We start from the raw sequence: 10,071 nt of genomic DNA, 5'->3' as shown, positions 1-10,071 counted from the left end.
CGCGGCCGTGGATGAGGGTGGAGGTCGGGCCCTCGGGGGTGAGCCCGTTGCCGTGCAGGGCCAGCTGGAGCGGCCGGACGGCCTGGCTCGGCAGCATCAGCTCGTGCGCGTGGCGCAGGTGCTGGACCACCGCGTGGTCGATGGCCTCGCCCCCGATGGGGATCCGCTGGGCGGTGACGATCGATCCGAGGGACAGGACCGCCACCTGGGTGGCCGCCGCCCCGCACACCATGATCATCGTCGCGGTCGGCTGCTCCACGGGGAGGCCGCAGCCGACGGCCGCCGCGATCAGGGTGTCGACGAGTTCGACGCGGCGGGCGCCGAGTCCGACGAGGGTCTCGACGGTGGCCCGCTGGGCCAGCGGGTCGGCGTCGTGCGGGGTGCAGGCGGCGGCGCGCAGCCGGGGCTTGCGGCGCAGTGCGCGGCGCAGCTTCTCGCCGAGCAGGTGACGCAGCATCCGCTGGGCCATTTCGATGTCGACGACGGTGCCGCCGGAGACCGGACGGACGACCCGGATGTAGTCGGGCGTACGGCCCGTCATCCGTTCGGCGAAGGTGCCGACGGCGATGAGCGCGCCGGTCCGCGTGTTGACGGCGGCGACGCTGGGCTCGTCGACGACCAGTCCGGCGCCCTTCACGTACACGCGGGTTCTGGCGGCTCCCAGGTCGACGGCGACGTGGCAGCGGCGCAACTGCTCAAGACTGACGGTCACGGCAGATCCTCCCGAGAGCGCTGACGCAAGAGACCGGCGGGTGCCGATCACAATTCATATCTTCTCGGGTAAATGGGGTATGGCGCCCGTTGAGCTGCTCCGGGTGGGGTGTGCCGCACGGGTCCGGAGGTGCTGCACGGGGGTGGATTTCTGTACCGACAGGCACCACGATGCGCGCACGTCCGCGCTACTGGCGCGTAACAAGGTAAAGGGAAGCCGATGCTGACGCCCCGCCAGACGATCCCGGCGCTCCTGGCGCTCTGCGCCGCCCTGCTCGCGCCCCTGCCGGCCCACGCGGCCACCGGCACCCCCGCCGGTCCGCCCGCCGCCGTCCGCAATCCGGTGGTCCTCGTCCACGGTTACAACGCCGACCCGGGCGTCTGGGGCTCCCTGCGGGAGGACCTGAAGGCCGACGGGTACGCCGACTCGGAGCTCTTCTCGTGGGGTTACGACACCCACCAGTCCGTCAACGAGGTCCTCTCCGGACGGCTCGCCGCCTATGTCGACCAGGTCCGCCGTCAGACCGGCGCCGCCCGGGTCGACATCGTCGGTCACTCCTTCGGATCCCTCGTCAGCCGCTGGTACGTCAAGTACGGCGGCGGCGGCGCGACCGTCGGGCGCTGGGTCTCGCTGGCCGGCCCCAACCACGGCACCTCCACCGCCTGGGCCTGCGCGCTGTGGGACCAGGCGTGCCGGGACATGACCCCCGGCTCCTACGTCGTGAAGAACCTGGCCGCCGGGGACGAGACCCCGGGGGACGTGCGGTACGCGACCTTCTGGTCGGAGTGCGACGAGATCGTCAACCCCGACAGCAGCGTCCCGCTCACCGGCGCGGCCAACACGCCGGTCGGCTGCCTCGACCACAACGAGCTGCTCGGCGACGACGCCACCTCGGCGGGGGTCCGCGCGTTCCTCGCCTCCTGAACCCGCCCCGCCTCGCCTCCTGAACCCGCCCCGCCGCTCCTTCCGAACCCGCCCCGCCGCTTCTTCCTGAACCCGCCGCGGGCCCCGGGGTGACCGCCACCTCAGTTCGTCCCCGGAGCCCCGCCGTCGGTGACCCGCTGGAGCAGCCCGTACGTGAACTCCGCCACGCGGGGCCGCCCCGACGCCGTGAACGCCAGCCGCCACCGCGTCGGGGCGGTGCCCTCCATGGGGCGCACCGGGGCGAAGGCCCGCGCGACCTCGTCCACCGTCGCGGACCAGGGCCGCAGGTCGTCGGCCGTCTCCAGCACGGGCCCCGGCACCCCCGGGGCCCGCACCAGCCACTCGTTCCACACCGCCCCGTCCGGCGCCGCCAGCACCTCGAAGCGCAGCCCGGGCCAGAGCGGGAGCCGCCACAGCAGGGCCTCGCACTCCAGGTCGCCGATGGTGCGCCGGTCAGCGGACTCCGGCGGCCCGAGCACCGACCGGTAGCGGGCCAGGGCCCCGCGGGAGCGGGGCGAGCGGACCATGGCCTGCCAGCGCTTGTTCGCCTCGCGCTGCTCGGCGAGACCGGCGCCCATCCGCAGCCGGGCCTCCTCGGCGAGGTCCGGCTGGAAGTCCGCCATCCTGCGCAGCAGGACCAGCTGGAATGCGGCCGGGCCGAAGGCTCCACGGGCGCCGGGACGCGGGTTCGCAGTCATGGAGGCAAAGATTCCACACAGGATCCTTACGAACCCGCGATGCGGAAGTCGCGTTCGACCGCGTAGCCTGCGGGCGCCATGGACTACTGCCACGCCTGTCGGAGGCACCTCAACGGCGCACTCGCGTGCGCCGGCTGCGGAACTCCGGCCGCCCACCTGATATCCGCCGCGCCGACCGCGGGGGCAGTGCCCCCTGCCGTGCCGCCCGGCTCCGCCCCACCTGCCGCGCTGTCGGAGGTGTACGCCGACTCGCTCGTGGTGCTCTCCGGCCCGGACGGGGGCAGGGCCGGTGCCCGTCGGCGGGCCGGCGGCCGGCGCCGGACCCGACGGACCGTGCTGTCCGTGGGCCTCGGGCTGGCGCTCGCGGCCGGCGGTTCGATCGCGGTGGCCCGGATCGTGACCGAGGACGAGGGCGTGGACCGGGCCTCCAAGGTCGTCATGAAGGACGGGACGGAGCCGCAGCAGGCGGTGCCGGTCCCTTCCCTGACCAGCGGTGCGGCGCCGTCGGCCAAGGCCGGCGGGGGCGCCGGGACGGCGAAGGCCACCGGGGGCGGCACGAAGTCGGCCGGCCCCACGGGGTCGCCGAGCGCGTCCGCGTCCGCATCGAGCGCGGAGGCCTCCGCCTCGGCGAAGCCGGAGCCCTCGCAGAGCGGTACCGGGGGCGGGACCTCCGTACGGCCTTCGAAGCCCGCGCAGCCCGCGCCGAGCACCTCCGCGACGTCGAAGCCGCCGCAGCCCGCGCCCACGAAGACCAAGCCGGCCAAGCCGACGCCCAAGCCGACGCCCACCGAGGAAGACGACTGCTGGTTCCTCTGCTGGTGAGCCGCCGGGCGGTCAGCCCAGCATCCTCCTGAGCAGGTCCCGCAGCGCCGTGCGCTCCTGCGTCGACAGCCCGGAGAGGGGCTCCCGGGCGAAGTCCAGGGACTCGCGGAGCCGCTCCGCGGTGTGCAGGCCCTCCTCCGTCGGCGCGGCCAGCTTCACCCGCCGGTCGGCCGGATCCGGGCGGCGTTCGACGAGGCCGCGCGTTTCCAGCCGGTCGATGATGCCGGTCACGTTGGACGGCTCGCAGCGCAGCTTCTGCGCGATGCGGCGCATGGGCAGCGGCTCCATGGACAGCAGCGCCAGCACCCGGGCCTGGGCCCCGGTGAGCTGGTGGCGCGCGGCGGCGTCCTCGTACTCCATGTGGTAGCGGGCCACGACGTCGCCGATGAGCTCGACGACCTCAAGGGTCACTGGGTCTGTGCGACGACTGGGCATGGGAACAGCGTACCCATTTACTTGACAACATGAAATATCCAGCTGCATGGTTGTTTCATGTGGTGAAGCACTTCCGGTGCGACGCCGTCCTTCCCCTCAGGTCATCAGGAGCGCCCCATGTCCGAGATCCCTGCCGTCAGCCGCGAATGGCACCTCGTCCGCCGCCCGCAGGGCTGGCCCGTCGCCGAGGACTTCGCCCTGCGCGAGGTGCCGGTGTCCGCCGAGCCCGCCCCCGGCCGGATCCTGGTCCGCAACCTCCACATGTCCGTCGACCCCTACATGCGGGGCCGGATGAACGACACCAAGTCCTACATTCCGCCCTTCCAGCTCGACGAGCCGATGCAGGGCGGTGCGGTCGGCGAGGTCGTCGCCTCCGCCGCCGAGGGCTTCGAGGTCGGCGACCACGTCCTGCACCACCTGGGCTGGCGCGAGTACGCGGACCTCGACGCGAAGTACGCCACCAAGGTCGACGCGAAGATCGCCCCGCTCTCCGCCTACCTCGGCGTCCTCGGCATGCCGGGCCTGACCGCCTACGCGGGCCTCTTCGAGGTCGCCTCCTTCAAGGAGGGCGACGCCGTCTTCGTGTCCGGCGCGGCCGGTGCCGTCGGCGGCCTCGTCGGCCAGTTCGCGAAGATCAAGGGCGCCTCCCGGGTGATCGGCTCCGCCGGCTCGGACGAGAAGGTGACGCTCCTCACGGAGAAGTACGGCTTCGACGCCGCCTTCAACTACAAGAACGGCCCCGTCGCCGAGCAGCTGCGCGCGGCCGCCCCCGAAGGCATCGACGTCTACTTCGACAACGTCGGCGGGGACCACCTGGAAGCCGCGATCTCCTCCCTGAACGTCCACGGCCGCGCCACCCTCTGCGGTGCCATCGCCGGGTACAACGACACCGAGCCCGCACCGGGCCCGCGCAACCTGATGATGGTCATCGGCAAGCGGCTGCGGCTCCAGGGCATCCTCGTCGGGGACCACGCCGGCCTGCAGCAGCAGTTCGTCCAGGACGTGGCCGGCTGGCTGAACTCCGGCGAGCTCCGCTACGACGAGACGGTCGTCGAGGGCGTCGAGAACGCGACCTCGGCCTTCCTCGGAATGCTCCGCGGCGAGAACACCGGAAAGATGATCGTTTCCTTCACCGGTTAGGCTCACTGCACACCGTCGTGATCGTGGGCGCGCATCACGGCGATTCATCCGGAGGATTTGCTTTCATGTCCATCACCCAGTCCGACGTCAAGTACACCGCCGTGGCCACCGCCGAGAACGGCCGTGACGGTCGCGTCGCCACCACCGACGGCAAGCTCGACGTCGTCGTGAACCCGCCGAAGGAGCTCGGTGGCAACGGCGAGGGCACCAACCCCGAGCAGCTGTTCGCCGCCGGCTACAGCGCCTGCTTCCAGGGCGCCCTCGGTGTCGTCGCGAAGAACGAGAACGCCGACATCTCCGGCTCCACCGTCACCGCCGAGGTCGGCATCGGCAAGAACGACGACGGCTTCGGCCTGATCGTCAAGATCTCCGCCGTGATCCCCAACGTGGACGCCGCCACCGCCAAGGACCTCATCGAGAAGGCCCACCAGGTCTGCCCGTACTCCAAGGCGACCCGCGGCAACATCACGGTCGAGCTGGCCGTCTGATCCCCGCCGAACGCGGCGAAGGCCGCACCCCTCCCGGAGGGGTGCGGCCTTCGCCGTAAACTGGCCCCATGCGTGATCTTGCGGGGGGCTTCCGGTACTTGCTGGCCGGACAGCGATGGGTGTTCGGACACGGCCGCTGGCTGGGCTTCGGCCTGCTGCCGGGCCTCGTCGCGCTGGTGCTGTACGTCGGCGCGCTGATCGGGCTGTTCCACGGCGCCGACGACTTCACCGCCTGGGCGACACCCTTCGCCTCGGACTGGTCCTCGCCGTGGCTCGACATCTTCCGCGGCACCCTGACCGCCCTGGTCTTCGCCCTCGGCCTGTTCCTCGCGGTGATCACCTTCACCGCGGTGACCCTGCTCGTCGGCCAGCCCTTCTACGAGTCCCTCTCCGAGCAGGTCGACCGGACCGAGGGCGGCGAGGTCCCCGAGTCCGGGCGCTCCCTGTGGGAGGACCTGTGGATCTCCGCCCGGGACAGCCTGCGGCTGCTCCTGCGCGTGGCCCTCTTCGGCATCCTGCTGTTCGCCCTCGGGTTCATCCCGGTGATCGGGCAGACCGTCGTCCCGGCGATCGGCTTCTGCGTCTCCGGTTTCTTCCTCACCCAGGAGCTCACCTCCGTCGCCCTCCAGCGGCGCCGCGTGGACCTCGACGAGCAACTGACCCTGCTGCGCGGGCGCCGCGCGCTGGCCATCGGCTTCGGGGTGCCCCTGGTGCTGTCGTTCCTCGTCCCGTTCGTCGCCGTCTTCCTGATGCCGGGCGCGGTGGCCGGGGCGACCCTGATGGCCCGCGAACTGGTCGGCGCCGACGAGGAGACCACCCCGGGGCGGGAATCCGGCGGGAAGGGCGGGCCCGACCAGGCGCCCCCGGTCCCCGGCTTCGGCCCGCCGCCCTCCTCGTACGCGTAGCCCCCGGCCCCCGGCACCCCTGCCGGGGAGTCGCGTCCCGCTACGCCGCCCCGCGCCGCAGCAGGGTGAGGGCCCCCGTCGTGTCCTCGCCCGCGTGGGCGGCCGGGTCGGCGGCCAGTCGCTCCCGCATCAGGTCCAGGTACGGCGTGATCAGCTCGGCGCTGACGCCCTGCTCGGCAGCGGTCGTCAGCAGGGTCGCACTGGCCGCGACCTGCATCGCCAGGTTGGACTCCACCCCGGAGGTGAAGTCCCGCGAGGTCAGCCGCTCGGCGGCGTTCCCGACGAAGAACCCCATCGCGCCCAACCACTCGGACAGCAGCGGGGACAGGCTCGCGGGGGCGATGTCCTCGCCCTCGATCAGGGCGTAGGCGTGCGAGATCCCGGCGAACAGCCCGTACATCGCGCTGAGCAGCGCCACGTCGTGCAGGGCCGCGTGCCCCGGGTCCTCGCCGACGAAGCGGGCCCCGGCCGGGACCTCCAGGGTGACCCGGTGGGTGTCGAAGAGGGCGCGCGAGCCGCTGTAGAAGACGTACCCGCCGGTCTCCGGGGCGCCGATCATCGACGGCGTTCCCATGATCCCGGCGTCCACGAAGCGGGCGCCGCGGGCCTGTGCCCAGGCGGCCCGCGCCCGGCCCTCGGCGGGCGTGCCGGTGGTGAGGTTGACCAGGTCCTTGCCGGTCAGGTCGACGCCGTCGAGGGTGGCCCCGATGGACTTGTCGTCCAGCAGGCAGAGCACGATCAGGTCGTTCCCGGCGACCGCTCCGGCGGGTTCGGCGGCGACGAGGGCGCCTTCTGGGGCCAGGGCGGCGGCCTTGGCGGCGGTGCGGTTCCAGACGGTGAGCGGATGCCCGGCGGCGAGCCAGGTGCGGGCGAGGGCGGTTCCCATGGCGCCGAGGCCGAGGAGGGTGAGCGGGGTCTTCGTGGTGTGCGTGTCGGTCATGGCGTTTAGCCTGGTGGCAGGCGGTGAACCGCTCAAGTACGCACTTCGGGGTGGGTGGTTACCCCGAAGTGAGCGAGCAGGTGGGGAGGGGTGCGCGATGGCGCTGACACGCAGGCCCGGAGCGGATCACTGCGGGATCGCCGCGGCGATGTCGGTGATCGACGGCAAGTGGAAGGTCTCGCTCCTGTGGGAGTTGGACCAGCATCCGGGACGGCGGTTCGGCGAGCTGCGGCGACTGGTCCCGGGCGTCTCGGAGAAGGTCCTCGCCGCGCAACTGCGCGAGCTGGAGGCCGACGGGATCGTCCACCGCGAGGTGTACGACGAGGTCCCGCCCCGCGTGGAGTACTCGCTCACCCCGCTCGGCCAGGAGCTGAACACGGCCCTGGAGGCGCTGGGCGCCTGGGGCACCCGGCACCTCCTGCCGGCCCCGACGCCGGCGGCGGTCCCGGGCTGACCGCCGCCCGACCCGCCGGGCGGCCCTCCCGGACGGGTTCCCGTCCGGGAGGGGCACGGTCGGGGCTCCGTCAGGCGCCGGTGTCGGCGGGCTCCTCGGCGGGTACCTCCGCCGTCACCACGCCCTCCTCCGTCGCGCCCGCCTCGGCCAGCAGCGTTCCGCCCGGGGCCCATACGGCCGACCGGCCGCAGCCCGTCCACCGCCCCGCCGGGCCGACGTGATTGGCGAGGACCACGTACAGGCCCCGGTCCCGCGCGATGCCCGGGTACACGGTGGCCCGCTCGGCGATCCCGTCGCCCGAGCCGTACAGGGTGCTCGCCAGGTGGACCCGGCAGCCGTCGGCCGCCGCCCGGCCGGTCAGCTCCGGGAAGTGGTTGTCGTAGCAGACGCCCAACGAGAAGCGGATGCCACCCAGTTCGAAGCGCCCGTCGCCGGAGCCGGGCCGGAAGGTGTCGTGCTCCTGCTGGTAGAGGTGCTGCTTCGCGTACGTGGTCAGGAGCGCGCCGTCCGCGCCGTACACCAGCGTCGCGATGAGGGGGAGGCCCCCGTCGGCGGCGGGCAGCGCGACGTTCACCGCGACCGCGATGCCCGCGGAGCGCAGCGGGTCCAGACGGGGGTCGTCGGCCGCGGTCCACAGCCCCGGATCGGCGGCGAGCGCCTCCAGTTCGTAGCCGGTGAGCGTGAACTCCGGGAACACCACCAGCTCGGCGCCCCGCTCCCGGGCCGAGGCGGCGAGGCCCGCGGCCCGGGCGGCGTTGGCGTCGACATCGGCGGGGACGCAGCTCAGCTGCGCCGCGGCGATCCTCACGCGCCGGCCCCGCCCGTCCTGACCGGCTGCGGGACGTACCGCGGTTCCAGGGACTCGACCACGACGTGGTGGTCGGAGAACGGCGTATCGGTGACCGTGCACCCGCGCCGGACCTCGCTGCTGAACAGGTAGTCGATCTTCGCGCCGGAGCCGTGCGTGGCCCGTCCGGTGCGCGAGGTGCCCGTCTGGTCGCACTCCCGGTAGCCGCCCTCCAGTTCGGGGCGCGCGGTGTAGAGGCCGGCGGGCCACACCCAGGCGTCCTTGGGGTTCGTGGAGTCGGGGGAGAGGGCGTTGAAGTCCCCGCCGAAGACCGTGCCCGGGAAGGTGTTCACGATCGCCTTGATCTCTTTGAGCTGGTCGTCCCGGTAGTCCCAGGTGGGGTGGTCCGGGTTGCTGCCCAGGGGCGACAGGTGGACGTTGCACAGGCGGACCGCAGGCTCCGCCGAGGTCGCGCACTGGAAGGGCCGCTGCTGGCCGACGTACGGCTGCGTCGTCGGGTACTCCCGGGCGTCCGTCACCTGCCCCTGGAGGACGATCGCGGTGCCGATGCGGTCGGCCCGCCCGTTGTCCTCGCCGCAGCGGCTGTTCCACTTGCCCGAGGCGCCCTGGGACCACTGGTACGGGGCGAAGCTCTTGGTCCAGGCCGGGCCCAACTGGGCCATCAGGGAGGTGAGATCGTCCTCGCAGACCTCCTGGAGCAGCACGGCCCGCACGTTCTGGTCCCGGATCTGGCCCTTCACCACGTCGATCTTCTGCTGCGGCGTGCCGGTGCCCTCGCAGTGCCACGTGGCGCGCTGCGAGCCGCACATGTTCCAGGACATGACCTGGAACGGGGTCGTCGCGGCCGTGGCCGACGGCGCCCCCAGGCCGGTGGCGAGCAGCAGGGTGGTCAGTACCCCCGCGCCCCTCCTCAGTGTTCCGGACGTGCTCATGAAAACTCCCCGTTCTCGGACGACTTCGTCGCCGATCAAGGTATCCGCCCGTCCGGCCAGGTCAGTTGGCGGGTCCGGGTCCCCGGAGCAGGGTGAGGAAGGAGCGGAACGCGGCGGGCATGTCCACCGATTCGGGGGCGAGCAGCCACTGGTACTGGAGGCCGTCCATGACCGCCGTCAGTAGCGGGGCGGCCTCCTCCGGGGTCAGGCCCGAGGGCAGCCGTTCCCCGAACTCGGTGCGCAGCACCGCCGCCATCTCGCCGCGCACCTGGGCGTAGCGCTCGGTGAAGAACTCCCGGGCCGGGTGGCCGTCGGTCACGCTCTCACCGAGCAGGGCGGAGAAGGTCTGCACGATGCCCGGCCGCATGGCGTTGTACTCGACGAGGGAGTCCAGCAGGTCCAGTCGCCACGCGCCGCCCGCGACCCGCGACCCGCCCCCGGTGTCCCAGCGGTCGCGTTCCTCCAGCACCGCCACGAGCAGGGACTCCTTGGTCGGGAAGTAGTGCAGCAGCCCCTGCTGGGTCAGGCCCACGCGCTCGGCGACCGCACCCAGGGCGGCGCCCCGGTACCCCCGCTCCGCGATCACCTCGACCGCCGCGCGGACGATCTCGCCGCGCCGCTCCTCGCTCCTCGCCCTGGCCATCGCCGGCACCCCTTCCGTTCTCGCCCGCCAGCAGGACCGTACGGCATTCGAACGTCACGAAGCCATCACGAACCCTACCGTTCACCAGGGAACGGGTCCACGATGGGGCCACCGCACCCCACCGCACCGCACTCAACGAGGAGGCACGGCCGTGACCGATGCTGCCCAGA

The 10,071-nt window shown here is 72.7% G+C and carries 13 protein-coding genes; 6 read left to right on the top strand and 7 right to left on the bottom strand.

The genetic code is table 11. From position 1 onward, the window contains the following. A partial coding sequence (locus NOD94_RS14400; RefSeq protein ID WP_281206295.1) for a rod shape-determining protein occupies nucleotides 1-712 on the bottom strand: 712 nt, incomplete at its 3' end. A 219-nt stretch (nucleotides 713-931) separates the two neighbouring features. On the opposite strand from NOD94_RS14400, the gene NOD94_RS14395 reads away from it, so the two are divergent. Further along, nucleotides 932-1,636: a triacylglycerol lipase gene (locus tag NOD94_RS14395; RefSeq protein ID WP_281206294.1), complete on the top strand. Its 705-nt coding sequence runs from the start codon at nucleotides 932-934 to the stop codon at nucleotides 1,634-1,636. Nucleotides 1,637-1,737: 101 nt separating this feature from the next. Here NOD94_RS14395 and NOD94_RS14390 read toward each other — a convergent pair whose 3' ends face one another. Continuing rightward, the gene (locus tag NOD94_RS14390) at nucleotides 1,738-2,334 is read right to left on the bottom strand and encodes a hypothetical protein (protein ID WP_281206293.1); all 597 of its coding nucleotides are present in this window, start codon (nucleotides 2,332-2,334) and stop codon (nucleotides 1,738-1,740) included. A 78-nt stretch (nucleotides 2,335-2,412) separates the two neighbouring features. Between NOD94_RS14390 and NOD94_RS14385 the strand changes: the two genes are divergently transcribed. After that, a complete protein-coding gene (locus NOD94_RS14385) occupies nucleotides 2,413-3,156 on the top strand; it encodes a hypothetical protein (protein ID WP_281206292.1) in 744 nt (247 codons plus the stop codon). Nucleotides 3,157-3,168: 12 nt separating this feature from the next. Here the strand turns inward: NOD94_RS14385 and NOD94_RS14380 are convergent, their stop codons facing one another. Beyond that, the gene (locus NOD94_RS14380) at nucleotides 3,169-3,591 is read right to left on the bottom strand and encodes a MarR family transcriptional regulator (RefSeq protein WP_281206291.1); all 423 of its coding nucleotides are present in this window, start codon (nucleotides 3,589-3,591) and stop codon (nucleotides 3,169-3,171) included. Nucleotides 3,592-3,708: 117 nt separating this feature from the next. Between NOD94_RS14380 and NOD94_RS14375 the strand changes: the two genes are divergently transcribed. From NOD94_RS14375 to NOD94_RS14365, 3 genes are all read left to right on the top strand, one after another. After that, complete coding sequence (locus tag NOD94_RS14375) at nucleotides 3,709-4,731, top strand: NADP-dependent oxidoreductase (protein WP_281206290.1); 1,023 nt, start codon at nucleotides 3,709-3,711, stop codon at nucleotides 4,729-4,731. A gap of 65 nt (nucleotides 4,732-4,796) precedes the next feature. Then, nucleotides 4,797-5,219, top strand: a complete 423-nt coding sequence (locus tag NOD94_RS14370) for an organic hydroperoxide resistance protein (protein WP_281206289.1) — start codon at nucleotides 4,797-4,799, stop codon at nucleotides 5,217-5,219. A 68-nt stretch (nucleotides 5,220-5,287) separates the two neighbouring features. After that, the gene (locus tag NOD94_RS14365) at nucleotides 5,288-6,124 is read left to right on the top strand and encodes an EI24 domain-containing protein (protein WP_281206288.1); all 837 of its coding nucleotides are present in this window, start codon (nucleotides 5,288-5,290) and stop codon (nucleotides 6,122-6,124) included. Nucleotides 6,125-6,164: 40 nt separating this feature from the next. Here NOD94_RS14365 and NOD94_RS14360 read toward each other — a convergent pair whose 3' ends face one another. Beyond that, a complete protein-coding gene (locus tag NOD94_RS14360) occupies nucleotides 6,165-7,064 on the bottom strand; it encodes an NAD(P)-binding domain-containing protein (protein WP_281206287.1) in 900 nt (299 codons plus the stop codon). 97 nt (nucleotides 7,065-7,161) lie between these two features. Between NOD94_RS14360 and NOD94_RS14355 the strand changes: the two genes are divergently transcribed. After that, nucleotides 7,162-7,518, top strand: coding sequence for a helix-turn-helix domain-containing protein (locus NOD94_RS14355; RefSeq protein ID WP_281206286.1), 357 nt, complete (start codon nucleotides 7,162-7,164; stop codon nucleotides 7,516-7,518). A 70-nt stretch (nucleotides 7,519-7,588) separates the two neighbouring features. Here the strand turns inward: NOD94_RS14355 and NOD94_RS14350 are convergent, their stop codons facing one another. From NOD94_RS14350 to NOD94_RS14340, 3 genes are all read right to left on the bottom strand, one after another. Continuing rightward, nucleotides 7,589-8,326, bottom strand: a complete 738-nt coding sequence (locus tag NOD94_RS14350) for a carbon-nitrogen hydrolase family protein (protein WP_281206285.1) — start codon at nucleotides 8,324-8,326, stop codon at nucleotides 7,589-7,591. Then, nucleotides 8,323-9,258: an endonuclease/exonuclease/phosphatase family protein gene (locus NOD94_RS14345; RefSeq protein ID WP_281206284.1), complete on the bottom strand. Its 936-nt coding sequence runs from the start codon at nucleotides 9,256-9,258 to the stop codon at nucleotides 8,323-8,325. The genes NOD94_RS14350 and NOD94_RS14345 overlap by 4 nt, the downstream gene beginning before the upstream one ends. 61 nt (nucleotides 9,259-9,319) lie before the next feature. Next, a complete protein-coding gene (locus NOD94_RS14340; protein ID WP_281206283.1) occupies nucleotides 9,320-9,901 on the bottom strand; it encodes a TetR/AcrR family transcriptional regulator in 582 nt (193 codons plus the stop codon). Between the last annotated feature and the right edge of the window lie 170 nt (nucleotides 9,902-10,071).

Origin of the sequence: Streptomyces sp. Isolate_45, assembly GCF_024721315.2 — a bacterium.
Classification (GTDB): domain Bacteria; phylum Actinomycetota; class Actinomycetes; order Streptomycetales; family Streptomycetaceae; genus Streptomyces.
Note: the sequence above shows the minus strand (reverse complement) of the source record. Positions and strands in the feature narration are given on the sequence as shown.

Excerpts from the sequence above, each read along its gene's own strand:
- NOD94_RS14390 (WP_281206293.1), bottom strand. The coding sequence starts at position 2,334 with ATGACTGCGAACCCGCGTCCCGGCGCCCGTGGAGCCTTCGGCCCGGCC.
- NOD94_RS14360 (WP_281206287.1), bottom strand. The coding sequence starts at position 7,064 with ATGACCGACACGCACACCACGAAGACCCCGCTCACCCTCCTCGGCCTC.
- NOD94_RS14380 (WP_281206291.1), bottom strand. The coding sequence starts at position 3,591 with ATGCCCAGTCGTCGCACAGACCCAGTGACCCTTGAGGTCGTCGAGCTC.
- NOD94_RS14385 (WP_281206292.1), top strand. The coding sequence starts at position 2,413 with ATGGACTACTGCCACGCCTGTCGGAGGCACCTCAACGGCGCACTCGCG.
- NOD94_RS14365 (WP_281206288.1), top strand. The coding sequence starts at position 5,288 with ATGCGTGATCTTGCGGGGGGCTTCCGGTACTTGCTGGCCGGACAGCGA.
- NOD94_RS14355 (WP_281206286.1), top strand. The coding sequence starts at position 7,162 with ATGGCGCTGACACGCAGGCCCGGAGCGGATCACTGCGGGATCGCCGCG.
- NOD94_RS14340 (WP_281206283.1), bottom strand. The coding sequence starts at position 9,901 with ATGGCCAGGGCGAGGAGCGAGGAGCGGCGCGGCGAGATCGTCCGCGCG.
- NOD94_RS14375 (WP_281206290.1), top strand. The coding sequence starts at position 3,709 with ATGTCCGAGATCCCTGCCGTCAGCCGCGAATGGCACCTCGTCCGCCGC.
- NOD94_RS14345 (WP_281206284.1), bottom strand. The coding sequence starts at position 9,258 with ATGAGCACGTCCGGAACACTGAGGAGGGGCGCGGGGGTACTGACCACC.
- NOD94_RS14370 (WP_281206289.1), top strand. The coding sequence starts at position 4,797 with ATGTCCATCACCCAGTCCGACGTCAAGTACACCGCCGTGGCCACCGCC.
- NOD94_RS14395 (WP_281206294.1), top strand. The coding sequence starts at position 932 with ATGCTGACGCCCCGCCAGACGATCCCGGCGCTCCTGGCGCTCTGCGCC.